The following is a 26,999-nucleotide window of genomic DNA, read 5'->3' as shown; positions in this document are numbered from 1 at the left end:
ATGCGGTCATGTCATCCGTGTTGACCGATCTCTGCCGGTATCCGGTCGTGCAGGCCCCGATGGCGGGTGGTGCGTCCTGTCCGCAGCTCGTCGCGGCCGTCGCCGAAGCGGGCGGGCTGGGCTTCCTCGCCGCCGGGTACAAGACGGCGGACGGCATGTACAACGAGATCAAACAGCTGCGCGGGCTGACCGGTCAGCCCTTCGGCGTCAATCTCTTCATGCCGCAGCCGGGTCTCGCCGACCCGAGCGCCGTCGAGGTGTACCGGCATCAGCTGGCCGGTGAGGCCGCCTGGTACGAGACCCCGCTCGGCGACCCGGAATCCAGCGGCGGCGACGACGGTTACGAGGCCAAGCTCGCCATCCTCCTGGAGGACCCGGTCCCGGCAGTCTCGTTCACGTTCGGCTGCCCGACACGCGACACCCTCGACGCGTTCGCCGGCGTCGGGACGTACACCGTCGTGACGGTCACCACGCCCGAGGAGGCCCAGGCCGCCCAGTGGGCGGGGGCCGACGCGGTCTGTGTCCAGGGCATAGAGGCGGGCGGCCACCAGTCCACCCACCGCGACGACCCGCAGACCGACGGCACCGGGATCGGACTGCTCTCCCTGGTGTCCCAGGTCCGCGAGACCGTACAGGTGCCGATCATCGCCGCTGGCGGGCTGATGCGCGGGTCCCAGATCGCCGCGGTGCTCGCCGCGGGTGCGGAGGCGGCGCAGCTCGGCACGGCGTTCCTCGTCTGCCCCGAGTCCGGGGCGAATCTGCTGCACAAGCAGGCACTGACCAACCCGCTGTTCGTACGGACCGCCCTGACCCGGGCGTTCTCCGGCCGCCCGGCCCGCGGCCTGGTCAACCGCTTCATGCGCGAGCACGGCCCGTACGCCCCCGCCGCCTACCCACAGGTCCACTATCTGACGGCGGGGCTGCGCGCGGCGGCGGCAAAAGCCGGGGACGCCCAGGGCATGGCACTGTGGGCGGGGCAGGGGCACCGGATGGCACGCGAGCTGCCCGCCGGCCGGCTGATCGGACTGCTCGCAGAAGAACTGGACGCCGCACGGACGGCAGTGAGCACAGGGAGTACGCAGTGACCGCACCGGTCTTCGTCGTCGAACAGGTCCCCGACGGGCCCGAGTTCGTCCTGGAAGGACCCGAGGGACGGCACGCCGTATCGGTGAAGCGGCTGCACGCCGGTGAGGATGTCGTGCTGACGGACGGCCAAGGCCGTTGGACGGAGGGCGTCGTCAGGGCCGCCGAGGGCAAGGACCGGCTCGTGGTCGGCGGCCTGGCGACGGTTCATGAGGAGCCGTGGCCCACGCCCCGTATCACCGTCGTCCAGGCCCTGCCCAAGGGGGACCGCGGCGAGGTCGCCGTCGAGACGATGACGGAGACCGGTGTCGACGCGATCGTGCCCTGGCAGGCGTCGCGCTGCATCACGCAGTGGAAGGGCGACCGCGGCCTCAAGTCCCTCGCGAAATGGCGCAACACCGCCCGGGAAGCGGGCAAGCAGTCGCGCCGGGTGCGCTTTCCCGAGGTGGCGGACGCACTGACGACCAAACAGGTTGGCGCACTTCTGGCCGCGGCTGACTTCGCCGCCGTCCTGCACGAGGACCGGGGCCACGACAGTGAGCCGCTGGCCACCGTCCAGCTCCCCACCCAGGGCGAGATCGTGCTGGTCGTCGGCCCCGAGGGCGGTGTGTCGCCGGACGAACTGGCGGCCTTCGCCGCCGCGGGGGCCCGTACCTGCCGGCTCGGAACGTCCGTTCTGCGCACCTCGACGGCGGGCACGGCGGCGACGGCACTGCTGCTGGGGCGCACCGGCCGCTGGGCGTAAGCCCCCTCCGGCGCGCCTGCGCCGCCCCGTTGTGGCCGCAAGCCGTCTACCGCGTCGTGGGGGATCGGTGGGAAGCTGCCCGTATGGGGACATCAAGGGCATGGGGTCAGGGAAGAACCCGTCGCATTCTGGCCGCGTCCGCGCTCGCGGGCGCGGCGGTCGCAGGTGTCGTGGCCTGTGAGCCGACGGGCAGCCTGAACTCCACATCCATCGCCGTGACCACCGACCTGACCGGCACCAGCGCCCTGGAGCGCAACGGGGTCGATGTGCGGTGGCTGAACTGCACGGCCGACGTCGACGGGGACCGGCTCCAGGGGGCGTCGCCCTCCGCGTCCGCGCGTCGGATCGCGGACGTCGACTGCACCGGAAAGACCGGGAGCGACAAGGACATCACGATCACCGGCAAGGTGACCCAGGCTCTCGACGGGCGGTGTGTGCGGGGCGACCTGACCGCCAGGACCGGCGGGAAGGCCGTCTTCCGGGCAGATGTGCTCGGCAACTGCAACGCCGCTTTGCCGGCCGTCGGGGCGAATCCGTCCCGGGGTGGCGGCAGTGGCGGCGCCCGGCCGACAGTCACCGTGACGGTCACGGTGACCGAATCGCCCCTGGGTAAGTGAGTGTGACCGGCACCGGGCCACCCGGCGGACTCCGGCCAACCCGGTTCCGCGGAGCACACCAGCGGCCTAGGGTGATCCGTGTGACGCAGCCTGCCTACCTCCGATACCCCCATGTCCAGGGCGATTTGATCGCCTTCACCGCCGAGGACGATGTCTGGCTGGCGCCGCTGGACGGCGGCCGAGCCTGGCGCGTCAGCGCCGACAACCGACCCGTCACCAACCCGCGGATATCTCCCGACGGAACCCGCGTCGCCTGGACGTCCACCCGGGACGGGGCGCCCGAAGTGCACATCGCACCGGTCGACGGCGGCCCCTCCAAGCGGCTCACGTACTGGGGCGACGCACGGACCTCCGTACGCGGCTGGACGCCCGAGGGCGACGTACTGGTCATCAGCACCCAGGGGCAGGCGTCACTGCGGCGCAGCTGGGCCAGGGCCGTACCGGTCGACGGCGGGCCCGCGCGGACCCTGCCGTACGGGCCGGTCGGCTCCCTCGCGTACGGGCCCGGCGGGCGGGTCCTGCTGCTCTCGGCCACCATGGGGCGCGAGGCCGCCGCCTGGAAGCGCTACCGGGGCGGAACCGCGGGCAAGTTGTGGATCGCGGAAGCGGGCACGACCGACGGCCCGGCGGAGTTCGTACGGCTGCACGAGGACCTCGACGGGAACATCGAATCCCCGATGTGGGTGGGTGACCGCGTCGCCTTCCTTTCCGACCACGAAGGCGTGGGCGCGCTCTACTCCTCGCTCCCCGACGGCTCGGATCTGCGCCGGCACACCGGCATCGAGGGGTTCTACGCCCGCCACGCGACCACCGACGGAACCCGCGTCGGCTACTCCTCGGCGGGTGAACTCTGGCTGCTGGACGACCTCGAAGGCTCCGAGCCCCGTCGTATCGGCATCCGGCTCGGCGGCCAGCGCGCCGACCTCCAGCCCCACTCGGTGCACGCCGGCAGCCACCTCGACTCCGCGTCCCCGGACCGTACGGGCCGCGGCAGTGCCGTCGGGACGCGCGGCGCCGTCCACTGGGTCACCCACCGCGAGGGCCCGGCCCGGGCGCTCGCAGTCGAACCGGGCGTACGGGCCAGGATGCCTCGCACCTTCCAGGCCGACGGCGACCAGCACGTCGTCTGGGTCACCGACGCCGAGGGCGACGACGCCCTTGAGTGCGCACCCGCCACCGGCACCGCGCCGGGCGCCGTACCGCGCCGCCTCGCCGCGGGCCGTATCGGCAGGGTCCTCGACCTGGAGGCGGCCCCGGACGGCAGCCGGTTCGCCGTCGCCGCGCACGACGGGCGGGTACTGATCGTCGAGCGGGAGAGCGGCGAGGTCCACGAGGTGGACCGAAGCGAGCACGGCGACGCCTCGGGCCTTGTCTTCTCGCCCGACTCCTCCTGGCTCGCCTGGTCGCACCCCGGGCCCGAGCCGCTCAGACAGCTCAAGCTCGCGCACCTTGCCGATCTGTCGGTCGCGGAGGCCACCCCGCTGCGCTTCCGGGACTTCGCCCCCGCGTTCACCACCGACGGCAAGCACCTCGCGTTCCTCTCCGAGCGGTCCTTCGACCCGGTCTACGACGCCCATGTCTTCGACCTGGCGTTCATCGGCGCCTGCCGTCCGCACCTGCTGACGCTCGCCGCCACCACGCCCTCCCCGTTCGGGCCGCAGCGCCACGGCCGTCCGGCCGAGAAGGAGAAGAGCGGCGGTGAGGGCGAGGACAACCCGACCGCGCTGCCCGTCACCCGGATCGACCTCGACGGACTCGCCGACCGGATCGTGCCGCTGCCCGTCGAGGCCGCCAGCTACTCCACGCTGTGCGCCGCGAAGGACGGGCTGTTGTGGCTGAGCCACCCGGTGACCGGGGTGCTCGGTACGAGCGGCGCCACGCCCGACGCCCGCCGGCCCGAGACCGTCCTCGAACGGTACGACCTGGAGAAGCTGCGCTGCGAGGAACTCGCCTCGGACGTCGACGGCTTCGCGGTCAGCGGCGACGGCAAGCGGATCGTCCTGCACACCCGGGGCAAGCTGCGCGTCGTACCGTCCGACAGCCGTGTCCCGGCCGGTGACGACCACGACGGCGGCAGCGACAGCAGTGTCACCGTCGACCTCTCCCGGATTCGCCGGACCCTCGACCCGGCCGCCGAGTGGCGTCAGATGTACGACGAGGCCGGGCGCATCATGCGGGACAACTTCTGGCGTCCCGACATGGGCGGCATCGACTGGGACGGAGTCCTGGACCGCTACCGCCCGGTGCTGGAGCGCGTCGCCACCCATGACGACCTGATCGACCTGTTGTGGGAGGTGCAGGGCGAGCTCGGCACCTCGCACGCCTATGTGACGCCGCCCGGCGGATGGCGCGACGACTCGGCCCGGCAGGGGCTGCTCGGTGCGGACATCTCCCGCACGGACGAGGGCAGTTGGCGCATCGACCGGATCCTGCCGTCGGAGACCTCCGACCCTGCGGCCCGCTCGCCGCTCGCCGCACCCGGGGTGGCGGTGCGCGTCGGGGACGCGATCCTCGCCGTCGACGGGCACCCGGTCGACCCGGTGGCCGGGCCCGGACCGCTGCTCACCGGCTCGGCCGGCAAACCGGTCGAGCTGACCGTCTCACCGGTGGACGGCGGCGACCCGCGCCATGTCGTCGTCGTACCCGTCGCCGACGAGGAGGCGCTGCGCTACCACGCGTGGGTCGCCGACCGGCGGGCCTACGTCCACGAGCACTCCGGCGGGCGCCTCGGCTACCTCCATGTCCCCGACATGGTCGGCTCGGGCTGGGCGCAGCTCCACCGCGACCTGCGGATCGAAGTGGCCCGCGAGGGGCTGGTGGTGGACGTCCGGGAGAACCGGGGCGGGCACACCTCGCAGCTGATCGTGGAGAAACTCGCCCGGCGCATCGTCGGCTGGGACCTGCCGCGCGGGATGCAGCCGTACAGCTACCCGGAGGACGCACCGCGCGGCCCCGTGGTGGCCGTCGCCAATGAGTTCTCCGGCTCGGACGGTGACATCGTGAACGCCGCGATCAAGGCGCTGCACATCGGGCCGGTGGTCGGCACGCGTACCTGGGGCGGGGTGGTCGGCATCGACAGCCGGTACAAGCTCGTGGACGGGACGTCGGTCACCCAGCCCAAGTACGCGTTCTGGTTCGAGGGTTACGGCTGGGGTGTGGAGAACCACGGGGTCGATCCCGATGTCGAGGTCGTGACGGCGCCGCAGGACCATGCCGCGGGGCGGGATCCGCAGCTGGACGAGGCGATCCGGATCGCGCTCGCGTCGCTGGCCCAGACGCCGGCGAAGCGGGCACCGGAGCGGCCGGGGGCGTAGGGGGCGGGTGCGCCTGCGGCGGGCCTTGCCCCCAGCCCGCCGCAGGCGTCCCGATACCATGCCGTACAACGATCACCACCGACCGAGGAGCCGACCCCATGGCGGGAGAACCGCAGCCCGACTGCCTGTTCTGCAAGATCGTCTCGGGTGACATCCCGGCAACCATCGTCCGGGAGACCGAAACCATCGTCGCCTTCCGGGACATCAACCCGCAGGCCCCCACCCACGTACTCGTCATCCCCCGCGTCCACCACCCGGACGCCGCCGCCCTCGCCGCCGCCGAGCCGGGGATCGCCGCCGACATACTGCGCGAGGCCGGACACATCGCCGCCGACGAGAAGATCGTGGACAGCGGCTACCGGGTCGTCTTCAACACCGGCTCCGGCGCCGGCCAGACCGTCTTCCACGCGCACGCCCACGTCCTGGGCGGCCGCGGACTGCAGTGGCCCCCCGGCTAGAACGGTCGATCGCACACCGTGTCCGTACGCGAACTCGTGGTCCTCGGTACCGCCAGCCAGGTCCCGACCAGGCACCGCAATCACAACGGCTATCTGCTCCGCTGGGACGGCGAGGGCATCCTCTTCGACCCGGGTGAGGGCACTCAGCGCCAGATGCTGCGGGCCGGCGTCGCCGCGCACGACATCAACCGGATCTGCGTCACACACTTCCACGGTGACCACTCGCTCGGCCTGGCCGGGGTGATCCAGCGGATCAACCTCGACCAGGTCCCGCACCCGGTCACCGCGCACTACCCGGCGAGCGGACAGCGCTTCTTCGAGCGGCTGCGGTACGCGACCGCCTACCGCGAGTCCGTCGAGCTGACCGAGGCACCGGTCGCCGCCGACGGGGTGCTCGCCGCCACGGACGCGTACACGCTCAGCAGCCACCGGCTCTCGCACCCTGTCGAGTCGTACGGCTACCGGCTCGTCGAGCCCGACGGGCGCCGCATGCTGCCCGCGAAGCTCGCCGAGCACGGCATCAAGGGGCCGGACGTCGGCCGGATCCAGCGGGAGGGCTCCCTCGGCGGCGTGACGCTCGACGACGTCTCCGAGCGCAGGCGTGGGCAGCGGTTCGCGTTCATCATGGACACAAGGCTCTGCGACGGCGTGCACGTGCTCGCCGAGGGATGTGACCTGCTGGTCATCGAGTCGACCTTCCTCGACGAGGACGAACGACTCGCCACCGACCACGGCCATCTGACCGCCGGCCAGGCGGCCCGGGTGGCCCAGGACGCGGGCGTACGGCACCTCGTGCTGACGCACTTCTCGCAGCGCTACGACGACCCGGCCGTCTTCGAGGCCCAGGCCCGCGCCGCAGGGTTCGAGGGCGAACTGACCGTCGCCCGGGACCTCGGCAGGGTTCCCGTGCCCACCCGGCACCTCTGAAACACATCAGCACCACCATTTGTGAGCGTGAATAACCCGTGCACCTCCCCAAAGCCGAACTCCACCTCCACATCGAAGGAACCCTCGAGCCCGAGCTGGCCTTCGCGCTCGCCGAACGCAACGGCGTGCAGCTGCCGTACGCGAACACAGAAGAGCTCCGCACCGCCTATCTCTTCGACGATCTGCAGACCTTCCTCGATCTGTACTACGCCCTGATGGCGGTGCTCCGGACCGAGAAGGACTTCGAGGAACTCGCCGACGCGTATCTCACCCGAGCCGCCGCCCAGGGCGTCCGGCACGCGGAGATCTTCTTCGACCCGCAGGCACACACCGCCCGCGGCGTCCCGATCGGCACCGTCGTCGACGGGCTCGGCCGGGCGCTGGAGCGCAGCGAGGAGAAGCACGGCATCTCCACCCAGCTGATCATGTGCTTCCTGCGCGACCAGTCCGCCGAGTCGGCGCTGGAGACCCTGGAGGCCGCGAAGCCGTATCTGCACCGGATCAGCGCGGTCGGCCTCGACTCGGCGGAGGTCGGGCACCCGCCCGTCAAGTTCCGTGAGGTGTACGAGGCGGCCGGGGCGCTCGGGCTGCGCAAGGTCGCCCATGCCGGCGAGGAGGGCCCGCCCGAGTACATCCGGGAGGCCCTGGACGTCCTCGGGGTCGAGCGCATCGACCACGGGCTGCGCTGCATGGAGGACACGGACCTGGTGAAGCGGCTCGTCGCCGAGCGGATGCCGCTCACGCTCTGCCCGCTGTCCAACGTGCGGCTGCGCGCCGTCGACACGCTGGAGGAGCACCCGCTGCGGGCCATGATGGCCGCCGGACTGCTCTGCACGGTGAACTCCGACGACCCCGCCTATTTCGGCGGTTACGTCGGGGACACCTTCCATGCCGTCCACGAGACGCTCGGCCTGGACCACGAGCAGTTGCGTACGCTGGCACGCAACTCCTTCGAGGCGGCCTTCCTCGACCACGACGAGGAGCGCAGGACGCGCTATCTGGCCGAGGTCGAGGCGTACGAGTTCGACTGACCGACCGCACCCGACGGGCCGGCCGTCCGGAACGCGTTCCTGACCGGGCGCCTGCGACGCAGCGCGGGCAGGCTGATCTCCGTGACGGCCTGCTCGGGCGCGCCCAGCCTGGGCACGGCACCGGGTACCGCTCCGGTGGTGACGGCGAGCAGCGCGGCCGGTGCGCCGCCCCTGCGGCGCACCGATCCCGGCACCAGCGGACGGCCACCGGTGTGCAGGGCGACAGCCGTGACCGGGGCCGCGACCAGGAGCGTGACGGCGCCCAGGATCAGGCCCATGACCGGGTAGCCGGCCTGTTCGGACAGCACGCTGCCGAGGACCGGTCCGCAGGCCACTCCGACGGATGAGGCGGAGCCCGCGAGCACCGCCCAGCGGCCGCGTACGTCCAGGGAAGCGGCCAGGCCGATCAGATACGACAGGACCACCGGGTAGACGGTGTTCCACAGGATCTCGCCGGTCGCGAACGAACCGAGATTCCCGGCCGACGAGCTGAGCACGATGCTCACCGCGATGAGCACGGTGCCCAGACCGATCGGCACCGCACGGCCGAGCCTGGCGCCCAGCACCCCGGCGCCCATCACCCCGAGCAGACCCGCACCGAGCGCGGCGGCGAACACCGCACCGACGGAGACCTCGGAGAGCCCGGCCTGGACCACACCGATCCGGCCGCTGACGCCCCACAGCGCGTTCTGCGCCATGGACCAGACGAGCATTCCGCCCGCCAGCACCAGGCCGGAACGGCGATGCGGCAGCCGGCCGGCGACGGGGGCGGCGGGACCGCTGGGCGCGGCACCGCCGAGCCGTGCGGTGGCGGGCCAGACGAGCAGGGCGGCCAGCGCGATCGAGGCGAACGGCAGCCGGTGGCCGCCGCCGAGGTGCGGGATCGTCAGATAGAGGGCGCCCGCCGTCGCGGAGACGCTGAGCAGACCGAGCGACGAGGTCCGGTGCGGATCGCGCTGGGCGGCGATGCCCGCCGCGGCCACCGCGGTCGCCGTGCCGGAGCCGAAGCCGCCGATCACCGCGCCCATGACCACCAGCGGCACGGAGCCCGCCAGCGCTGCGCAGCCGTACCCCACCATGGCCAGCACCAGTCCGGTCCGGGCCGCCCTTCGCGGTCCGTACGTCTCGACCCGGCCCGCCAGCGTGAACCCGGCGGTGGCCGAGCTCAGCAGCAGGGCGCTGCCCACCAGGCCGGCCTGGGCCGTACTGAGGCCCAGATAGACGGAGAGCCGCCCGACGATGGTGGGGAGCAGATAGGCGGCGAGGTAACCGGCGGTGAACACGGCGACCAGGGGCCACGCGGCGCGAGGGCGCGAGGACATGGGCGTTCCTGAAGACATGCCGAAGGAGGCAGAGAAGGCAGGGGAGGGCAATGCGGGAAAACGGGGGAGACGGGGCACACGGCGGCGACTGTTGCCGACGGGGCTCGCGGGCCAATTTGTATCAACTGCTCCAGGCTGACCGAAAGGCGCCCCTGTGTGATCTGGGCCACGTGTGCGTTTACCCTCTGACCGTCCGGGTAGCAGCTGTCGTTTATGCAGGTCAGCGTCTGTATGTGTGGGGTCGTCGCCGACCCTCCGGAAGCGACGGCGCGGACCCTCCGGTTACGGGGGTGAATCGGGCACACTGGCCAGATCTGCCACGACCGGGGAGTGCAAGGTGAGCACAGACATTCCAGGCATCGACCCACTGGACGGACTGCGCGCCCCGCAGGACCCGGACTGCGATGTCTTCCTCACCGGCACGGTCTTCCTCGACATCATCTTCACCGGTCTGGACAGCGCCCCGGTGCGCGGCACCGAGTCCTGGGCGCGCGGCATGGGTTCCAGCCCCGGCGGGGTCGCCAACATGGCCACCGCGCTGGCCCGGCTGGGACTGCACACCTCGCTGGCCGCGGCGTTCGGCGACGACCACTACGGGGAGTACTGCTGGGACGCCCTGGAGCAGGGCGAGGGCATCGACCTGTCGATGTCGCACACCGTCCCCGGCTGGCACTCGCCGGTGACCGTCTCGATGGCGTACGAGGGCGAGCGGACGATGGTCTCGCACGGCCACGAGGCCCCGGGCCCCGCGGGCACCCCCGGCGTCGCCATCCGTGCCGAGGAGCCCGCGTTCCCGAGCTGTCCGCCCCGTGCCCGGGCCGCCATTGCCTCGCTCGTCCCCGGCCGCAGCGAGCCCTGGGTCGCCAGGGCGGCCAGGAACGGCGCCCGGATCTTCGCCGACGTCGGCTGGGACGAGACCGGCCGCTGGGACCTTGACGCCCTTGTCGACCTGCAGCACTGCCAGGCCTTCCTGCCCAACGCCGAGGAGGCGATGCGTTACACCCGCACGGACTGCCCGCGCGCCGCCGCCCACGCCCTGGCCGAGCGGGTGCCGCTCGCCGTGGTCACCCTGGGCGCAGAGGGCGCGTACGCGGTGGACGCGGTGACCGGGGCGAGCGCCGAGGTGCCCGCGATCGAGGTCGAGACGCTGGACCCGACCGGGGCGGGCGATGTCTTCGTCGCCGGATTCGTCACCGGCACGCTGGCGGACTGGCCGCTGGCCGACCGGCTGGCCTTCGCCGGACTCACCGCGGCACTCTCGGTGCAGGAGTTCGGCGGATCGCTGTCGGCGCCGGACTGGGAGGAGATCGCCGCCTGGTGGCAGCAGGTCCGCACCTTCGCCGACCAGGACCCGGCGGCGCTCCAGCGATACGCGTTCCTGGAGGAACTGCTGCCCGCCGCCGCCCGGCCGTGGCCGCTGCGCCGGGCCGTCCCGACGATCGGCTTCCGCCGCCCGGCGTAATCCCGGGCACATGTGTTCGCAGCCCGTGCGAAAAAGCCCTCGGTGTTGTCAGCGCGGAGTCGTACGCTTGGTAATCCAGAGGTTGTCGATCGGCGAGAACCTTGCAACGGGAGGTATGTGCAGGCCACAGAGCCGGCCCATGACTCAGACATCCACAGCCCAGACCCCCGCGCCGGGGCAGGCGCGAGCCCAGTTCACCGTTCCGGCCAAGCATCCGATGGTGACCGTTCTGGGCTCAGGTGACGCCCTGCTGCGCGTGATCGAGACGGCCTTCCCGGCAGCCGACATCCATGTCCGGGGAAATGAGGTCAGCGCCGCCGGAGACGCGACGGAAGTCGCCCTGATCCAGCGCCTGTTCGACGAGATGATGCTGGTGCTCCGCACCGGTCAGCCGATGACGGAGGACGCAGTGGAACGCTCGATCGCGATGCTCAGGGCGAGTGAGCGCGGCGAGGGGGACGGCCCGGAGACACCGGCCGAGGTGCTCACCCAGAACATCCTCTCCAGCCGCGGTCGCACGATCCGCCCCAAGACGCTCAACCAGAAGCGGTACGTCGACGCCATCGACAAGCACACGGTCGTCTTCGGCATCGGCCCCGCGGGCACCGGCAAGACCTATCTCGCCATGGCGAAGGCGGTCCAGGCCCTGCAGTCCAAGCAGGTCAACCGGATCATCCTGACCCGTCCCGCCGTCGAGGCGGGCGAACGGCTCGGTTTCCTGCCGGGCACGCTCTACGAGAAGATCGACCCATATCTGCGCCCGCTCTACGACGCGCTCCACGACATGCTCGACCCCGACTCGATCCCACGGCTGATGGCGGCGGGCACGATCGAGGTCGCGCCCCTGGCGTACATGCGCGGCCGCACGCTCAATGACGCGTTCATCATTCTCGACGAGGCGCAGAACACCAGCGCCGAGCAGATGAAGATGTTCCTGACCCGGCTCGGTTTCGACTCGAAGATCGTCGTCACCGGTGACGTCACCCAGGTCGACCTGCCGAACGGGACCAAGAGCGGTCTGCGTCAGGTCCAGGACATCCTGGACGGCGTCGAGGACGTGTACTTCTCCCGGCTCACCTCCCAGGATGTCGTCCGGCACAAGCTGGTCGGCCGTATCGTCGATGCGTACGAAAAGTACGACAGCCGAGACAGCCACAACGGGAAGTAGTCGCAGCGCACCATGTCGATCGACGTCAACAACGAGTCCGGAACCGAGGTCGACGAGCGGGCGATCCTCGACATCGCCCGCTACGCGCTCGCGCGGATGCGGATCCACCCGCTCTCCGAACTCTCGGTGATCGTGGTGGACACCGACGCCATGGAGCAGCTCCACATCCAGTGGATGGACCTGCCGGGGCCCACGGATGTCATGTCCTTCCCGATGGACGAACTCCGTCCGCCGTCCAAGGACGACGAGGAGCCCCCGCAGGGGCTCCTCGGTGACATCGTGCTCTGCCCGGAGGTCGCCAAGAAGCAGGGCGAGGACGCTCAGACGCAGCACTCCATGGACGAGGAGCTCCAGCTCCTCACCGTCCACGGAGTGCTGCATCTGCTCGGGTACGACCACGAGGAGCCGGACGAGAAGGCCGAGATGTTCGGTCTCCAGGCCGCGATCGTCGACGGCTGGCGCGCCGAGCACGGCCTGACCGGCCCGTCGCCCGCGCCCACCGTGTCGTGAGCGTTCCTCTCGTCCTGGGTGCCGTCCTGCTGGTCGTCGTCGGCTGGCTGGCGGCCTGTGCGGAGGCGGGCATCGCCCGTACGTCCAGCTTCCGGGCCGCCGAGGCGGTCCGTTCCGGCCGACGCGGCAGCCGGAAGCTGGAACAGGTCGCGGCGGATCCGACCCGTTATCTCAATGTCGCCCTGCTGGTGCGGGTCGCCTGCGAGATGTCGGCCGGTGTACTCGTCACGTACGCCTGTCTGAAGGAGTTCCCGGAGACCTGGGAAGCACTGGCCGTCGCCATGGCCGTGATGGTTCTCGTCTCCTATGTAGCCATCGGTGTGTCGCCGCGCACCATCGGGCGCCAGCACCCGCTGAACACGGCCACGGCGGCGGCGTACGTCCTGCTGCCGCTGGCCAGGGTCATGGGCCCCATCCCGCAGCTGCTGATCCTCATCGGCAACGCGCTGACGCCGGGCAAGGGGTTCCGCAAGGGACCGTTCGCCAGCGAGGCCGAACTGCGGGCGATGGTCGACCTCGCCGAGCAGGAGTCGCTGATCGAGGACGAGGAGCGCCGCATGGTGCACTCGGTCTTCGAGCTCGGTGACACGCTCGTACGCGAGGTCATGGTGCCGCGGACCGACCTGGTCTGCATCGAGCGCTACAAGACGATCCGGCAGGCGCTGACCCTGGCGCTGCGCTCCGGTTTCTCGCGGATCCCCGTCACCGGGGAGAACGAGGACGACATCGTCGGCATCGTGTACCTCAAGGACCTGGTCCGCAAGACGCACATCAACCGCGAGTCGGAGGCCGATCCGGTCTCCACGGCGATGCGGCCTGCGGCGTTCGTGCCCGACACGAAGAACGCCGGCGATCTGCTGCGCGAGATGCAGCAGGACCGCAGCCATGTCGCCGTCGTGATCGACGAGTACGGCGGCACGGCGGGCATCGTCACCATCGAGGACATCCTCGAAGAGATCGTCGGCGAGATCACCGACGAGTACGACCGCGAACTCCCGCCCGTCCAGGAGCTGGAGAACGACTGCTTCCGGGTGACCGCACGCCTCGACATCGGCGACCTCGGGGAGCTGTTCGGCCTCGACGAGTACGACGACGAGGATGTGGAAACGGTCGGCGGACTGCTCGCGAAGGCGCTGGGCCGGGTGCCGATCGCCGGGGCGTCGTCGGTCGTCGACCTGCCGGACGGCCGCCGACTGCGGCTGACCGCGGAGTCCCCGGCGGGCCGCCGGAACAAGATCGTCACGGTGCTGGTGGAGCCCGTGGGGCCCCAGGGGGTGGACGCGGGGTGACTCCGCAGCAGCTGAGGGCGTTCTGCCTGGAGTTCAACGCGAGCGTCGAGGAGTTCCCGTTCGGGCCGGAGGTGTCCGTCTTCAAGGTGCTCGGCAAGATGTTCGCGCTCACCGCGCTGGATGCGCGACCGCTGACGGTGAACCTCAAGTGCGATCCGGACGAGGCGGTGCGGCTGCGGGAGGAGTACGACGCGGTGGTGCCGGGCTGGCACATGAACAAGCGGCACTGGAACACGGTGACGGTGTCCGGGGTTCCGGACCGGGTGCTCCGTGAGCTGATCGAGGACTCCTACGACCTGGTGGTGGCGGGGCTGCCGAAGGCGGAACGGCTGCGGCTGGACCGGGCGTAGGACCCCGCGGGGGTGGGGCGGGGCGGGGAACAAGCCCACCCGGTTCGTATGCTCGGCACATGACTGAGAGCACCGACCTCGGCCCCGAGGACCGCAAGATCGTCACGCTGGCGCGCAGCGCCCGCGCCCGCAACGGTGTCCCGGAGGGCGCGGCCGTACGGGACGGGACCGGACGCACGTACGTCGCGGGCACCGTCCAGCTGGAGTCGCTGAAGCTCAGCGCGTTGCAGACCGCCGTGGCGATGGCCGTGGCCAGCGGCGCCACCTCGCTGGAGGCGGCCGCGGTCGTCTCCGAGGCGCAGACCCCGTCGGACGCGGACCGCGCCGCGGTACGGGACCTGGGCGGCCCGGACACACCGGTACTGCTCGCCGGACCCGACGGCGCGCTGCGGGTCAGCGTGACGGCGGGCTGACGCCGACAGAATCCACACACCGTGTACGAACGCCCCGCACCCCACCGGCGCGGGGCGTTCGCACACCGTGTGAGGGGAATGAGGATCTTGACAGCATCTGATGGTCCATCAGTCGGTGCATTTCGCTTCCATTGACTTCTCTTCGGCCGGAGTCGTCAATGGGCCCCCTGTCGGCGCAGAAGAGCCGCTGCGCCGCATCCGGCAGGAGGGGGCTCCATGCGTCCGACCGTTCGAAGAATCAGCCTGCGAAGATCCGATGTCCGAAAATGTCCCGCGCGCGGCCGCCGCTGGGCCGCCGCGCTGGGCGTGGGCGCGCTCGTCGTCGCCGGGGGAGGGGGACTCGCAGGCCCCGCGCAGGCCATGGCGACAGCCTCCGTACCGGTGGACTTCCCCACCCACTGCATTCCGCCGGCCATCGCGGGCATCCCGCCGATCGACGGGCCCACGAAGGCCGAGATCACTGTCGACAACGCCGCCCCGGAGGTGGGCGACACGGTCACGGTCACGTACACCGTCGTCAAACCGGCCGCGGGTAACCCGGTCGATCTGGCGCTGCCCGCCGACATCATGACGCCGACCGGCAAGGTCACTGTCGGCGGCGCGCAGTCCGCGAGCGTCACCGTCGCGGGCCCGAAGAAGAACGACCCCGTACCCGGCAAGGGCGACTTCCCGCCGTTCTCGATGACCGGCACCTTCACGGTCACCACACCCGGTCAGATCACGCTGTCGCCCGGCGACTACAACATCCACACCAGCTACATCATGGAGCTGGACACCCTCTGCACGGTGACGAACCCGCCCGCTCCCGTCTCCGAGACGATCATCGCGACGGACGGCGGCGGCCAGGTCAACGAGCGTGCCATCCAGCTCGGGACCGCATCCGGCAAGGCGGGCGACGCGGTCACCGTGGCCGGGTCGAAGTTCACCGCGGGTGCGGACATCACGCTCGCGGGCCGGGCCGGTGACACCCAGACCGCCGACACGGCCACCGTCAAGGCGGACGGCTCCGGCGGCTTCAGCGGCCGTCTCACCGTCAACGATCCGGCGACCACCGGCATCGTCGCCTACGAGGGCGGCAACTGGGACGCGGCCAAGGGCGCGGGCCCGCAGGCCTACACCGTCACCGGTGGCGGCGGCGAGATCCCGGACGGCAGCCAGCAGCTCAACTCGTCCGTCAAGGCGGGCACGCTGTCCATGGTCCAGGCCGGGGACACCGTCGAGATGTCGGCGGTCGACTTCGGGAAGGGCGGCGCCTCCCGCGGCTCCCTGCAGACGGTGACGGTCGAGGACTACCGCGGCGGTCCCGCCGGCTGGTCCCTGACCGGAAAAGTCACCGACTTCAAGGGCCCCGGCGGCGCGACGATCGGCGCATCCGCACTTGGCTGGACCCCGGTCTGCGCGACAAAGGCCGGCAGTCCCAGCACCTGTGCGGCCGGTTCCCAGGGACCGGTCGGCAGTGCGGGCGCCACGCTGGCGTCCACGCCGAACGGGAACTTCACCGGCGGCGAGTTCACCGTCGACGCCCGGCTCGCGCTGAACGTACCGGCGTACACCGCCCCCGGCGCGTACTCCGGCGTGCTCACCCTCACCCTCACGTGACCGAGCAGCCCCGATCAACCGGTGGACCGGGCGCGCACCCGCCCGGACCGCTCCGAACCGAGACCGACCGACCCGGAGGCCTTGCACCGTGCGCAAGCTGTACGTACTGCTCGTGGCCGGCGCCCTCATGCTGATCGGAGCCCCTGCGGTCCACGCCGCGGACAACGGCAGCTGGTCGGTCTACCCGGCGACCACACAGACCGGGCAGCGCCCCTACTTCTACCTCTCCGCCGACCCCGGCGCCACGCTCGACGACAAGGTCACCGTCACCAACAAGACGGACCGGCCGCAGACCTTCCGGCTGTACGCGGCCGACGCCTACAACACCGCACGCGACGGCGGATTCGCCGTCCGCGCCCAGAACGAGAAACAGCGCTCGGTCGGCGCCTGGGCGAGGACCGACCGCGAACGGGTCACCGTGCGCCCGCACGGCTCGGTCACCGTCCCGGTCACCATCACCGTCCCGAAGGACGCCGAGCCGGGCGACCACCCCGGCGCACTCGTCGCCCTCGACGAACGCATCGACCCCGCCGACGCGGGAGCCGTCGCCGTCGGCATTCAGAAGGCGGTTGGCGCCCGGATCTATCTGCGGATCAACGGACCGACCATGCCCGCGCTCTCCGTCGACGACGTCGAGGTCGAGCACACCCAGCCGCTGGTCCCGGGCACGGGCAGGAGCCGGGCCGTCATCTCGTACACGCTCCACAACCGGGGCAATGTCACCCTCAACCCCAAGGTCGCTCTCAGGGCCGAGGGCCTCTTCGGCCGCACCCTGCTCGCCCGGGATCTCAAGAAGATCCCCTCCGAACTGCTGCCCCGCCAGCAGGTCAGGCTGACCGAACAGTGGGCCGACGCGCCCCAGCTGGAATGGGGCGAGATAGAACTGACCGCGAGCGCCCGCGACACCCGCGAGTCCGCCGCCGTCTCCTACTTCGCACTGCCCTGGCTGGTGGCCGGGGTCCTGCTGGTGATCGTCGGCGGGGGTGCGGGGATGTGGATTCGGGCCCGTCGGAGCCGTACCCGCAGGGCCTGAGACGACGCGCGACAGGCCCCGCCGGGGCCCTTGGTACGGCAAGGCCGCCAGGATCGGGGACAATGGGCGCCATGAGCGTTCGACCTGACACAGAAGCCGCTGCACAGCAGGCTGCGAACAACGCCCCCCACCGGGCCGGCTTCGCCTGCTTCGTGGGCCGCCCCAACGCGGGCAAGTCCACCCTCACGAACGCTCTGGTCGGCCAGAAGGTGGCGATCACCTCCAACCGGCCCCAGACCACCCGGCACACCGTGCGCGGCATCGTGCACCGCGAGGACGCGCAGCTGATCCTCGTCGACACCCCCGGCCTCCACAAGCCGCGCACGCTGCTGGGCGAGCGTCTCAACGACGTCGTACGGACCACCTGGGCCGAGGTCGACGTCATCGGTTTCTGCCTGCCCGCCGACCAGAAGCTCGGCCCCGGCGACAAGTACATCGTCAAGGAACTCGCGGGCATCAAGAAGACCCCGAAGATCGCCGTCATCACCAAGACCGACCTGGTCGACTCCAAGCAGCTCGCCGAACAGCTGCTCGCCGTCTCCCGCCTCGGCGAGGAGCTCGGCTTCGAGTGGGCGGAGATCGTCCCGGTCTCCGCGGTCAAGGCTGAGCAGGAGGCGGGACGCAGTCCCTCGAACAAGGGTGGTGGTGGGAGAGGGGCCGGCCAGGTCGACCTGCTGGCCGACCTGATCGCCCCCCTGCTCCCGGAGAGCCCGCCGCTCTACCCGGAGGGCGACCTCACCGACGAGCCCGAGATGGTCATGGTCGCGGAGCTGATCCGCGAGGCCGCGCTCGAAGGCGTACGGGACGAGCTGCCGCACTCCATCGCGGTCGTCGTCGAGGAGATGCTGCCGCGCGAGGACCGCCCGGCGGACAAGCCGCTGCTCGACATCCACGCCAACGTCTACATCGAGCGCCCCAGCCAGAAGGGCATCATCATCGGCCCGAAGGGCAAGCGGCTGAAGGACGTCGGCACGAAGTCGCGCAAGCACATCGAGGCACTGCTCGGCACGCCGGTCTTCCTGGATCTGCATGTGAAGGTCGCCAAGGACTGGCAGCGCGATCCGAAGCAGCTGCGGAAGCTGGGGTTCTGACCGTCGCCCGAGTCCGGCGGCCGGAGGCCGGCGCAGTTGCCCGAAGCCGCTGAGGCCCCCCGGGGCCGAGGGGTGCGACGGCGGCCGTGTGGATGGGGTCCGAAGCAGCTGCGGAAGCAGGGGTTCTGACCGCCGCCCCGGTGGATTCAGCGGTACGCCTGTCTCACGCGCCCTCCTTCAGGACGCGTGAGATCAGTGCGCGCTGGGCTTCGGTCAGTTTCGGGTCCGCGCAGTGGACCGTCCGGTCGCCGACCGTGATCCGATAGCGGAAGCCGTCCGGTACGCCCTGGGGCGGGGTGTGGTGGCCCGCGGCGAGCGCCGATTCGGCCAGGGCCTCCCACTCCGAGGCGTCGGCCCGTCCGGTGGTGTCGACCTCGCGGTGGCGTGCGATGCCGGCGAAGCCGCCGGTCCTGCTGACCTGAATCCGCATACGGTGTCCTCCATCGCCGGACGGGCCGGAACTGTTCTACGCGGTCGGGACGCCCACCTCCGACCATGCCTTCAGGACCGCCTCCGCTTCGTCGCCCTCCCCGAAGCGGCTGCGGGCCGCGGCCACCGTCAGCCGGGCGAAGGACGCGAAGTCCGCGTCCACGGCCAGTTGACCACCTGTGAGCACATCGAACCAGAGCTGCCCGGCCCGCTCCCACGCATTGCCGCCGAGTGCCGTCGCCAGCAGATAGAACGCGCGGTTCGGGATGCCCGAGTTGAGGTGCACTCCGCCGTTGTCCTCGCTGGTGTGGACGTAGTTCTCCATCGACGCGGGCTGCGGGTCCTTGCCGAGTACATCGTCGTCGTACGCGGTTCCCGGCGCCTTCATCGAGCGCAGGGCGTCGCCCTGGACGCGGGGCGCCAGCAGTCCGGCGCCGATCAGCCAGTCGGCCTGGTCGGCGCTCTGGCCCAGCGAGTACTGCTTGACCAGGGAGCCGAAGACGTCGGACACCGATTCGTTGAGTGCGCCGGACTGGCCGTAGTAGCTCAGATTGGCGGTGTACTGGGTCAGGCCGTGCGCCAGCTCATGGGCGATCACATCGATGGCGACGGTGAAGTCCAGGAAGATCTCCCCGTCCCCGTCACCGAAGACCATCTGCTCGCCGTCGAAGAAGGCGTTGTTGTACTTCTCGTCGTAGTGCACGGAGCCGATCAGCGGCAGCCCGTTGCCGTCGATCGAACGGCGGCCGTATGCCTTGAGCAGTAGTTCGAAAGTGGCGCCGAGTCCCGCGTACGCGCGGTTGACGCTTGCGTCCTTCGTCGGCTCCTGGCCCTCGGCGCGGACCTCGGTGCCGGGCAGCTGGGTGCGGTGACGACAGTCGTACAGCGTCCGGTCGGGCTTGTCGGACGCCTCCCCCTCGGTCGCGGGGGCGACAGGCAAGGTGGTGACCGTTGCCATCTGGCGGCGGGTGCGGCGGGCGGCGTCGCTCTCCAGGGTGCGGCGGGCGGGGCCCGCGAGATCGGGGTTGTCGGACTGCGACAGCTTGTCGAGGACATGGGGCGGCACGATGGTGCAGAAGACGGGGTGGAACCCGTGCTGAGACTGAGGCTGCATGGAGCCGACTGTGGCACCGGGTAACCGCGATGTCACCGGTTGCGACCAGGATTGATGAAATGGAGTGATTGATCACTCTTGGGCGTTTCCGGCGTCCGGTCCCGCATACTGATACGGGACGGACGCATCAGACGCCTCTCGGCTACTCTCGTCGCATCATGCGTTTCGGGCTGCTTCTTCTTAGCTGCCGCGGCGAGGGCCTGTAGTCGTAGGCCGACCCCCTCCCCGCGGAGTCTGGTGTTGCAGCGACACAGTCGGCCGTCCCATTGGTTGGACCCCCGAGGAGCCGTACGCCATGACCGCCGCAAATCCCGCTCAGAGCCCCGCCGAGAACGCCGTCGGCCGCCCCACGCCGATCACCAACGCGACTCAGCTGCAGAAGCCGTCCGGGATGCCGATCCACAAGTACGGCCGCTACGAGGCCGTCGAGATCCCCGACCGCACCTGGCCGGACAACCGGATCACCGTCGCGCCCCGCTGGCTGTCCACCGATCTGCGCGACGGCAACCAGGCACTGATCGACCCGATGTCGCCGGCCCGCAAGCGTGAGATGTTCGATCTGCTCGTACGCATGGGCTACAAGGAGATCGAGGTCGGCTTCCCGTCCTCCGGCGAGACCGACTTCGCGTTCGTCCGCTCCATCATCGAAGAGGGCGCGATCCCCGAGGACGTGACGATCTCCGTACTGACGCAGGCCCGCGAGGACCTGATCGAGCGGACCGTCGAATCCATCGTCGGCGCCCACCGTGCGACCGTGCACCTGTACAACGCGACGGCACCCACGTTCCGCCGGGTCGTCTTCCGCGGCTCGAAGGACGACATCAAGCAGATCGCCGTGGACGGCACCCGGCTGGTCATGGAGTACGCGGAGAAGCTGCTGGGCCCGGAGACGATCTTCGGCTACCAGTACAGCCCCGAGATCTTCACCGACACCGAGCTGGACTTCGCCCTGGAGGTCTGCGAGGCGGTCTGTGACGTCTGGCAGCCGGAGGAGGGCCGCGAGATCATCCTCAACCTGCCCGCCACCGTGGAGCGTTCGACCCCGTCCACGCACGCGGACCGGTTCGAGTGGATGTCGCGCAACCTGTCGCGCCGCGAGTTCGTCTGTCTGTCGGTCCACCCGCACAACGACCGCGGCACCGCCGTCGCCGCCGCCGAACTGGCCATCATGGCCGGTGCGGACCGGATCGAGGGCTGCCTGTTCGGCCAGGGCGAGCGCACCGGCAACGTCGACCTGGTCACCCTGGGCATGAACCTGTTCTCACAGGGTGTCGACCCGCAGATCGACTTCTCGCAGATCGACGAGATCCGCCGCACCAGCGAGTACTGCAATCAGATGGAGGTCCACCCGCGCCACCCCTACGCGGGCGACCTGGTCTACACCGCCTTCTCCGGCTCCCACCAGGACGCCATCAAGAAGGGCTTCGACGCCATGGAGGCCGACGCGGCCGCCCGGGGCAAGACGGTCGACGACATCGAGTGGGCGGTGCCGTACCTGCCGATCGACCCGAAGGACGTCGGCCGCTCGTACGAGGCCGTCATCCGGGTCAACTCGCAGTCCGGCAAGGGCGGAATCGCCTACGTCCTGAAGAACGACCACAAGCTGGACCTGCCGCGCCGGATGCAGATCGAGTTCTCCCGGATCATTCAGGCCAAGACCGATGCCGAGGGCGGCGAGGTCACGCCGACGCAGATCTGGTCGACGTTCCAGGACGAGTACCTGCCGAACCCGGAGAACGCTGCGGCTCAATGGGGTCGCGTACAGATCCGCTCCGGCCAGACCACGACCGGCTCCGACGGCCAGGACACCATCACCGTCGAGGCGACGGTGGACGGCGCGGACACCGTACTGACCGGCACCGGCAACGGCCCGATCTCCGCGTTCTTCGAAGCGCTGCAGGCCATCGGCATCGATGCCCGTCTGCTGGACTACACCGAGCACACCATGAGCGAGGGCGCCAGCTCCCAGGCCGCCTCGTACATCGAGTGCGCGATCGACGGAAGGGTCCTGTGGGGCATCGGCATCGACGCGAACACCACGCGTGCCTCGCTGAAGGCGGTCGTCTCCGCCGTCAACCGCGCCACCCGCTGACCCGGTGCCCGAAAGGGCATGAAGTCGCACGGCCGCAGACCCCGTCCACCCGTATCCGGGGGGCGGGGTTCGGCCATCTCCGGCGGTTGTGACGATCGAGGTGCTGACGTCACATCATGACTGTGGTTAACATCACGTCCACACGGCAATGCTGCCGGAGGGGGCACCTCCCGTGCCCTTAGGGCTACGGGGGAGTTACGGAGGTGTGCGACGTGCGGTCAGCCCTGGGACAACGCGCCATGAAGCTGCGTATCTGCGGCATCCGCACCATCTGGGACACCGTCGGTGACGGCGAGTTCTTCTGCCCCGGCTGCGGCGGCGACCGCAACTACCGTCGGCTCACCGGCCGTCGCCGCTTCGCGGTGCTCGGCGTGCCGATGCTGCGGCGCGGCACCGTGGGCCCCGTCGTCGAATGCGCCGCCTGCCGGGCGCACTTCGACACCGACGCGCTCGACCACCCCACCACCACCCGGTTCTCCGCCATGCTCCGGGACGCCGTCCACACGGTCGCCCTCGGCATCCTCGCCGCCGGTGGCACCACCTCGCGTACGGTCCTGGAGACCGCGGCCGCCACCGTGCGCGACGCCGGATTCGACGACTGCACGGAGGAACAGCTCTCCACCGTCGTCGAGGTCCTCTCCGCCGACGTCGGCAACGGCTCCGCCTTCGGCCCGGCGGCCGAAGCCTGCGGAGCGGCCCTCGCCATCGAACTGCACGAGGCGCTGGAGCCCCTCGCCCCGCATCTGGCCCCCGCCGGACGCGAGTCGATCCTGCTGCAGGGCGCCAGGATCGCCCTCGCCGACGGCCCGTACGGGCATGCGGAGCGCGAGGTGCTGGCCACGGTCGGCGCGGCGCTGCAGTTCTGTACCGAGGACACGGCCCGGCTGCTCGCCGCAGCGGCACGTACCCCCTCCTGAACGGCCCCGTCCGCACCGGGCACGTACTCCCGCGGGAGTAATCGGCCCTGTGCGCCCACCGTGGCAGTAGCCGCGAAGTCCGCCCCGGGCGCGACGTACCGTCCGCTTTCCGCCGGGAGTCTGGAGAGGAACCAGACACCCGGCGGAAAGGGGGGCCCGTCATGAGGGCCGCAGTGAAACCAAATGGCACGCGGTCGCGGCCACGCAACCGGCGGCGCGTGCTGCCCTGGGCGGTCCTTGCCCTTTGGGTCGCCGCGATCGCGCTCGCCGGGCCGCTGGCGGCCAAGCTCGGCGGTGTACAGACCAACCGCGCCGCCGACTACCTCCCGGCGAGCGCCGACTCCACCCAGGTGGCGAAGATCCAGGACGCGCTGCCCGGCGGCGAGGCCACCGAACTCGTCCTCGTCTACCACCGCGACGGCGGACTGACCGCCGCCGACCGGACCCTGGCCGCCGAGCAGACCGCCGAGGTCGCCCGCGGTCACACACTCACCGGGACGCCGCGAGCCGTGCCGTCCGAGGACGGTACGACCCTGATGTACCCGGTCTCCTCCACCGAGCCGGGACAGGACGACGACGCCAGGACCGCGTTCGTCGACGAGGTGCGCGCGGTCGCCGAGGGCGGCGGCGGACTGAGCGTCGACGTCGGCGGACCCGGGGCGCTGAACGCCGACGCGCAGAAGGTCTACGAGTCCCTGGGCGGCCCGCTGCTCTATACGACCGTCGCCGTCGTGGCGATCCTGCTGATCCTCATCTACCGCAGCCCGCTGCTGTGGCTGGTGCCGCTCGTCGTCGCAGGCGTCGCCGACGCCCTGTCACCGCGAAGCCCCATGTCAGCCGGATCATGGGCAAGGTCGGCGCCCGCGACCGGGCCCAGCTGGTGATCGTCGCGTACGAATCGGGGCTGGTCGTACCGGCCGCCGGTGGGGCGGACGGAAAGTGAGCGACCCCGGCCCGGGGGGCGGGCCCGATGAGCCGTTCCCGTACCGGACAATGGACGCATGAGCTTGTTCCGGGACGACGGCGTGGTGCTGCGCACGCAGAAGCTGGGCGAGGCCGACCGGATCATCACGATCCTGACCCGCGGCCACGGCCGGGTGCGGGCCGTCGCGCGCGGCGTGCGGCGTACGAAGTCCAAGTTCGGGGCACGGCTGGAACCTTTCTCCCACGTCGATGTGCAGTTCTTCGCCCGGGGCAGCGAGCTGATCGGCCGCGGTCTGCCGCTCTGCACCCAGAGCGAGACGATCGCCCCGTACGGCGGCGGCATCGTCACCGATTACGCCCGCTACACCGCGGGCACCGCGATGCTGGAGACCGCCGAGCGGTTCACCGACCACGAGGGCGAGCCCGCGGTTCAGCAGTACCTGCTGCTCGTCGGAGGGCTGCGCACCCTCGCCCGCGGCGAACACGAGCCGCATCTCGTCCTCGACGCCTTCCTGCTGCGTTCGCTCGCCGTCAACGGCTACGCACCCAGCTTCGAGGACTGCGCGAAGTGCGGAATGCCCGGACCGAACCGGTTCTTCTCCGTCGCGGCGGGCGGCGTCATATGCGGCGACTGCCGGGTACCCGGCAGCGTCGTACCCTCGGCTGAGGCCGTCACCCTGCTGAGCGCGCTGCTCACCGGCGACTGGGAGACGGCGGACGCGTGCGAGGCGCGTCATGTCAGGGAGGGCAGCGGACTGGTGTCCGCCTATCTGCACTGGCATCTGGAGCGCGGACTGCGCTCACTGCGGTACGTAGAGAAGTGACACAGGCAGATCAGGCACAGGGAGCGAGACAGTTCATGGCAGTACGCGGGATTCTCGGCGGCCGTAACCGGCGCGACTACAAGACCCCGGAGCCGCACCCCTCCGGTGCCACGCCCCCGAAGATTCCCGGCGAGCTGGTGCCCAAGCACGTCGCCGTCGTGATGGACGGCAACGGCCGCTGGGCCAAGGAACGCGGCCTCCCGCGCACCGAGGGCCACAAGGTCGGCGAGGGCGTCGTCATGGACGTCCTCAAGGGCTGCATCGAGATGGGCGTCAAGAACCTCTCGCTGTACGCGTTCTCCACCGAGAACTGGAAGCGGTCCCCGGAGGAAGTGAAGTTCCTGATGAACTTCAACCGGGACGTCATCCGCCGCCGCCGCGACGAGATGGATGAACTGGGCATCCGCATCCGCTGGGTGGGGCGCATGCCGAAGCTGTGGAAGTCCGTCGTCCAGGAGCTCCAGGTCGCCCAGGAGCAGACGAAGGACAACAACAGGATGACGCTGTACTTCTGTGTCAACTACGGCGGCCGGGCCGAGATCGCCGACGCCGCGCAGCGCATCGCGCAGGACGTCGCGGCCGGGAAGCTGGACCCGTCCAAGGTCAATGAGAAGACATTCGCGAAGTACATCTACTACCCGGACATGCCGGACGTCGACCTCTTCGTCCGCCCCAGCGGCGAGCAGCGCACGTCCAACTACCTGATCTGGCAGAGCGCATACGCCGAGATGGTCTTCCAGGACGTGCTCTGGCCGGACTTCGACCGCCGCGACCTGTGGCGGGCATGCCTGGAGTTCGCCCAGCGGGACCGGCGCTTCGGCGGTGCGGTGGAGGCGGGCCAGGAGCCGAAGGGCTGAGGAAGGGGGGTCCGGGGGGGCCGCCCCCGGACCGTCATCCCTTCGTGCTCGCGCACTCCGCGCACGTCCCGAAGATCTCCACCGTGTGGGCCACGTTCACATACCCGTGCTGCGCGGCGATCGTCTCCGCCCACTGCTCCACCGCGGGCCCCTCGACCTCCACGGCCTTGCCGCACATCCGGCACACCAGATGGTGGTGGTGGTCGCCGGTCGAGCAGCGCCGGTACACGGACTCGCCGTCCGTGGTGCGCAGCACATCGACCTCGCCCGCATCGGCGAGGGACTGAAGCGTGCGGTAGACGGTGGTCAGCCCGACCGAGTCGCCGCGGTGCTTGAGCACATCGTGCAGCTCCTGGGCGCTGCGGAATTCATCCACCTCGTCGAGCGCCGCCGCCACCGCCGCCCGCTGCCGGGTCGACCGGCCGCGTACCGGGGCCGCGTTCGTTCCACTGATCGGCGCCGTCGCCACAGCAGCCTCCTCGTGTCGCCCGTACCTGTGTCGGGCCATTGTGCCAGCCCGTCCGGGCATCACGGTCAAACCCGGAGTTCGTCCGTGGCCGGGCGGGAGGCCGGTACCTCAAGAGTGCACTCCTCGGACGCCACTTCGCTCCGGCGGGCGCGCCTTCTGGCCAGCGGGGTCGCGAGCAGCGTCAGGCCGATGAAGACCGCGATGGCCAGCAGCACGATCGTCGCGCCGGGCGGGACGTCCTGGTAGTACGAGGTCACGGTGCCGGCCAGGGTTACCGCCGTACCGATGACGACCGACAGCACGAACGTCACCTTGAAGGACCTGGAGATCTGTTGCGCGGCCGCGACCGGCACCACCATCAGCGCGCTGACCAGCAGCAGCCCGACGACCCGCATCGCCACGGTGACCGTCACTGCCGCCGTCACGGCGACCAGCAGATTCAGCGCGCGCACCGGCAGCCCGGTGACCCGGGCGAACTCCTCGTCCTGGCTGACCGCGAACAGCTGCCGCCGCAGCCCCAGCGTCACCAGCAGCACGAAGGCGGCCAGCAGACAGATCGCGGTGATGTCCTCGGTGGAGACCGTGGAGAGGGAGCCGAAGAGATACGAGGTGAGGTTGGCGTTGGAGCCGGTGTCGGAGAGGCTGATCAGCAGGACACCGCCCGCCATACCGCCGTAGAACAGCATGGCCAGCGCGATGTCGCCGCGGGTGCGTCCGTACCAGCGGATCAGCTCCATCGTGACGGCGCCGACGACGGCGACCGCCGTGGCCATCCACACCGGGCTGGTGGAGAGCAGGAAGCCGAGGCCGACACCGGTCATCGCGATATGGCCGATGCCGTCGCCCATCAGGGCCTGGCGGCGCTGGACGAGATAGATGCCGACGGCGGGGGCGATGACGCCGACCAGTACGGCGGCGAGCAGTGCCCGCTGCATGAACGGAGGGTTGAGGAATTCCATGA

Annotated in this window: 25 protein-coding genes and 2 pseudogenes; 22 read left to right on the top strand and 5 right to left on the bottom strand. The window is 70.6% G+C overall.

All coding sequences use genetic code 11. The annotated features are described in order from the left end of the window. Positions 1–8: 8 nt before the first annotated feature. From ACZ7IB_RS01845 to ACZ7IB_RS01815, 7 genes are all read left to right on the top strand, one after another. A complete protein-coding gene (locus ACZ7IB_RS01845) occupies positions 9–1,085 on the top strand; it encodes a nitronate monooxygenase (protein WP_470908330.1) in 1,077 nt (358 codons plus the stop codon). Continuing rightward, complete coding sequence (locus ACZ7IB_RS01840; RefSeq protein WP_470908328.1) at positions 1,082–1,828, top strand: 16S rRNA (uracil(1498)-N(3))-methyltransferase; 747 nt, start codon at positions 1,082–1,084, stop codon at positions 1,826–1,828. Before ACZ7IB_RS01845 ends, ACZ7IB_RS01840 begins: the two co-directional genes overlap by 4 nt. 83 nt (positions 1,829–1,911) lie before the next feature. Further along, positions 1,912–2,445, top strand: a complete 534-nt coding sequence (locus tag ACZ7IB_RS01835) for a hypothetical protein (RefSeq protein ID WP_470908326.1) — start codon at positions 1,912–1,914, stop codon at positions 2,443–2,445. Between the two features lie 80 nt (positions 2,446–2,525). Then, positions 2,526–5,759 (top strand): S41 family peptidase, encoded by a 3,234-nt coding sequence (locus tag ACZ7IB_RS01830; protein WP_470908324.1) that lies wholly within the window; start codon positions 2,526–2,528, stop codon positions 5,757–5,759. Between the two features lie 98 nt (positions 5,760–5,857). After that, a complete protein-coding gene (locus ACZ7IB_RS01825; protein ID WP_470908323.1) occupies positions 5,858–6,217 on the top strand; it encodes a histidine triad nucleotide-binding protein in 360 nt (119 codons plus the stop codon). A gap of 18 nt (positions 6,218–6,235) precedes the next feature. After that, positions 6,236–7,144, top strand: a complete 909-nt coding sequence (locus ACZ7IB_RS01820) for a ribonuclease Z (RefSeq protein ID WP_470908321.1) — start codon at positions 6,236–6,238, stop codon at positions 7,142–7,144. A gap of 38 nt (positions 7,145–7,182) precedes the next feature. After that, positions 7,183–8,175: an adenosine deaminase gene (locus ACZ7IB_RS01815; protein ID WP_470908320.1), complete on the top strand. Its 993-nt coding sequence runs from the start codon at positions 7,183–7,185 to the stop codon at positions 8,173–8,175. Here ACZ7IB_RS01815 and ACZ7IB_RS01810 read toward each other — a convergent pair. Further along, positions 8,139–9,497 (bottom strand): MFS transporter, encoded by a 1,359-nt coding sequence (locus tag ACZ7IB_RS01810; RefSeq protein WP_470908318.1) that lies wholly within the window; start codon positions 9,495–9,497, stop codon positions 8,139–8,141. The two genes, ACZ7IB_RS01815 and ACZ7IB_RS01810, sit on opposite strands and share 37 nt — an antisense overlap. Positions 9,498–9,834: 337 nt before the next feature. Here ACZ7IB_RS01810 and ACZ7IB_RS01805 point away from each other — a divergent pair, with 337 nt between their 5' ends. The 9 genes from ACZ7IB_RS01805 to ACZ7IB_RS01765 all read left to right on the top strand — a co-directional run bounded on the left by ACZ7IB_RS01805 (position 9,835) and on the right by ACZ7IB_RS01765 (position 18,412). Next, entirely contained in the window at positions 9,835–10,959 is a 1,125-nt protein-coding gene (locus ACZ7IB_RS01805; RefSeq protein WP_470908317.1) for a carbohydrate kinase family protein, read from the top strand. A gap of 139 nt (positions 10,960–11,098) precedes the next feature. Continuing rightward, positions 11,099–12,127: a PhoH family protein gene (locus ACZ7IB_RS01800; protein ID WP_470908316.1), complete on the top strand. Its 1,029-nt coding sequence runs from the start codon at positions 11,099–11,101 to the stop codon at positions 12,125–12,127. Positions 12,128–12,139: 12 nt separating this feature from the next. Continuing rightward, positions 12,140–12,637 (top strand): rRNA maturation RNase YbeY, encoded by a 498-nt coding sequence (ybeY, locus tag ACZ7IB_RS01795; protein ID WP_470908315.1) that lies wholly within the window; start codon positions 12,140–12,142, stop codon positions 12,635–12,637. Beyond that, positions 12,634–13,926: a hemolysin family protein gene (locus ACZ7IB_RS01790; RefSeq protein WP_470908314.1), complete on the top strand. Its 1,293-nt coding sequence runs from the start codon at positions 12,634–12,636 to the stop codon at positions 13,924–13,926. Before ybeY ends, ACZ7IB_RS01790 begins: the two co-directional genes overlap by 4 nt. After that, positions 13,923–14,276 (top strand): MmcQ/YjbR family DNA-binding protein, encoded by a 354-nt coding sequence (locus ACZ7IB_RS01785; protein ID WP_470908312.1) that lies wholly within the window; start codon positions 13,923–13,925, stop codon positions 14,274–14,276. The genes ACZ7IB_RS01790 and ACZ7IB_RS01785 overlap by 4 nt, the downstream gene beginning before the upstream one ends. A gap of 59 nt (positions 14,277–14,335) precedes the next feature. Beyond that, complete coding sequence (locus ACZ7IB_RS01780) at positions 14,336–14,689, top strand: cytidine deaminase (RefSeq protein WP_470908310.1); 354 nt, start codon at positions 14,336–14,338, stop codon at positions 14,687–14,689. A gap of 216 nt (positions 14,690–14,905) precedes the next feature. After that, complete coding sequence (locus ACZ7IB_RS01775; RefSeq protein ID WP_470908309.1) at positions 14,906–16,288, top strand: WxL domain-containing protein; 1,383 nt, start codon at positions 14,906–14,908, stop codon at positions 16,286–16,288. 88 nt (positions 16,289–16,376) lie between these two features. Then, complete coding sequence (locus ACZ7IB_RS01770) at positions 16,377–17,321, top strand: WxL protein peptidoglycan domain-containing protein (protein ID WP_470908307.1); 945 nt, start codon at positions 16,377–16,379, stop codon at positions 17,319–17,321. A 62-nt stretch (positions 17,322–17,383) separates the two neighbouring features. Next, positions 17,384–18,412, top strand: a complete 1,029-nt coding sequence (locus tag ACZ7IB_RS01765; RefSeq protein WP_402001202.1) for a GTPase Era — start codon at positions 17,384–17,386, stop codon at positions 18,410–18,412. Between the two features lie 163 nt (positions 18,413–18,575). Here the strand turns inward: ACZ7IB_RS01765 and ACZ7IB_RS01760 are convergent, their stop codons facing one another. Beyond that, entirely contained in the window at positions 18,576–18,842 is a 267-nt protein-coding gene (locus ACZ7IB_RS01760) for a protealysin inhibitor emfourin (RefSeq protein WP_470908305.1), read from the bottom strand. Positions 18,843–18,878: 36 nt separating this feature from the next. Continuing rightward, entirely contained in the window at positions 18,879–19,955 is a 1,077-nt protein-coding gene (locus ACZ7IB_RS01755) for a M4 family metallopeptidase (RefSeq protein ID WP_470908303.1), read from the bottom strand. Positions 19,956–20,250: 295 nt separating this feature from the next. On the opposite strand from ACZ7IB_RS01755, the gene leuA reads away from it, so the two are divergent. From leuA to ACZ7IB_RS01725, 6 genes and pseudogenes are all read left to right on the top strand, one after another. Beyond that, on the top strand, positions 20,251–22,047 hold the full coding sequence (gene leuA, locus ACZ7IB_RS01750) for a 2-isopropylmalate synthase (RefSeq protein ID WP_470908301.1): 1,797 nt from the start codon (positions 20,251–20,253) through the stop codon (positions 22,045–22,047). Positions 22,048–22,286: 239 nt separating this feature from the next. Beyond that, positions 22,287–22,964, top strand: coding sequence for a TerB family tellurite resistance protein (locus ACZ7IB_RS01745; protein WP_470908749.1), 678 nt, complete (start codon positions 22,287–22,289; stop codon positions 22,962–22,964). A gap of 161 nt (positions 22,965–23,125) precedes the next feature. Then, positions 23,126–23,782 (top strand): annotated as a pseudogene (locus tag ACZ7IB_RS01740) (MMPL family transporter); the annotation flags it as partial. Continuing rightward, positions 23,776–23,907 (top strand): annotated as a pseudogene (locus ACZ7IB_RS01735) (DNA-binding response regulator); the annotation flags it as partial. The pseudogenes ACZ7IB_RS01740 and ACZ7IB_RS01735, both read left to right, overlap by 7 nt. A 58-nt stretch (positions 23,908–23,965) precedes the next feature. After that, positions 23,966–24,712, top strand: coding sequence for a DNA repair protein RecO (recO, locus tag ACZ7IB_RS01730; protein ID WP_093897111.1), 747 nt, complete (start codon positions 23,966–23,968; stop codon positions 24,710–24,712). Between the two features lie 35 nt (positions 24,713–24,747). Next, positions 24,748–25,569 carry an isoprenyl transferase gene (locus tag ACZ7IB_RS01725; RefSeq protein ID WP_470908299.1) on the top strand — a complete coding sequence of 274 codons (822 nt, stop codon included), beginning with the start codon at positions 24,748–24,750 and terminating at the stop codon, positions 25,567–25,569. Positions 25,570–25,603: 34 nt separating this feature from the next. Here ACZ7IB_RS01725 and ACZ7IB_RS01720 read toward each other — a convergent pair whose 3' ends face one another. Beyond that, positions 25,604–26,038 carry a Fur family transcriptional regulator gene (locus ACZ7IB_RS01720; protein WP_383971248.1) on the bottom strand — a complete coding sequence of 145 codons (435 nt, stop codon included), beginning with the start codon at positions 26,036–26,038 and terminating at the stop codon, positions 25,604–25,606. Between the two features lie 65 nt (positions 26,039–26,103). Next, positions 26,104–26,997 carry a metal ABC transporter permease gene (locus ACZ7IB_RS01715; protein ID WP_470908297.1) on the bottom strand — a complete coding sequence of 298 codons (894 nt, stop codon included), beginning with the start codon at positions 26,995–26,997 and terminating at the stop codon, positions 26,104–26,106. Positions 26,998–26,999 lie beyond the last annotated feature (2 nt).

The sequence above is a fragment of the Streptomyces sp. NPDC037301 genome (assembly GCF_055602785.1).
This window is presented reverse-complemented; position numbering and strand designations above follow the sequence as displayed.

Coding starts and splice junctions, on each gene's coding strand:
- ACZ7IB_RS01745 (WP_470908749.1), top strand. CDS start 22,287: ATGAAGCTGCGTATCTGCGGCATCCGCACCATCTGGGACACCGTCGGT.
- ACZ7IB_RS01765 (WP_402001202.1), top strand. CDS start 17,384: ATGGGCGCCATGAGCGTTCGACCTGACACAGAAGCCGCTGCACAGCAG.
- ACZ7IB_RS01800 (WP_470908316.1), top strand. CDS start 11,099: ATGACTCAGACATCCACAGCCCAGACCCCCGCGCCGGGGCAGGCGCGA.
- ACZ7IB_RS01755 (WP_470908303.1), bottom strand. CDS start 19,955: ATGCAGCCTCAGTCTCAGCACGGGTTCCACCCCGTCTTCTGCACCATC.
- ACZ7IB_RS01780 (WP_470908310.1), top strand. CDS start 14,336: ATGACTGAGAGCACCGACCTCGGCCCCGAGGACCGCAAGATCGTCACG.
- ybeY (WP_470908315.1), top strand. CDS start 12,140: ATGTCGATCGACGTCAACAACGAGTCCGGAACCGAGGTCGACGAGCGG.
- ACZ7IB_RS01715 (WP_470908297.1), bottom strand. CDS start 26,997: ATGGAATTCCTCAACCCTCCGTTCATGCAGCGGGCACTGCTCGCCGCC.
- leuA (WP_470908301.1), top strand. CDS start 20,251: ATGACCGCCGCAAATCCCGCTCAGAGCCCCGCCGAGAACGCCGTCGGC.
- ACZ7IB_RS01825 (WP_470908323.1), top strand. CDS start 5,858: ATGGCGGGAGAACCGCAGCCCGACTGCCTGTTCTGCAAGATCGTCTCG.
- ACZ7IB_RS01835 (WP_470908326.1), top strand. CDS start 1,912: ATGGGGACATCAAGGGCATGGGGTCAGGGAAGAACCCGTCGCATTCTG.
- ACZ7IB_RS01845 (WP_470908330.1), top strand. CDS start 9: ATGTCATCCGTGTTGACCGATCTCTGCCGGTATCCGGTCGTGCAGGCC.
- ACZ7IB_RS01810 (WP_470908318.1), bottom strand. CDS start 9,497: ATGTCCTCGCGCCCTCGCGCCGCGTGGCCCCTGGTCGCCGTGTTCACC.
- ACZ7IB_RS01775 (WP_470908309.1), top strand. CDS start 14,906: ATGCGTCCGACCGTTCGAAGAATCAGCCTGCGAAGATCCGATGTCCGA.
- ACZ7IB_RS01760 (WP_470908305.1), bottom strand. CDS start 18,842: ATGCGGATTCAGGTCAGCAGGACCGGCGGCTTCGCCGGCATCGCACGC.
- recO (WP_093897111.1), top strand. CDS start 23,966: ATGAGCTTGTTCCGGGACGACGGCGTGGTGCTGCGCACGCAGAAGCTG.
- ACZ7IB_RS01725 (WP_470908299.1), top strand. CDS start 24,748: ATGGCAGTACGCGGGATTCTCGGCGGCCGTAACCGGCGCGACTACAAG.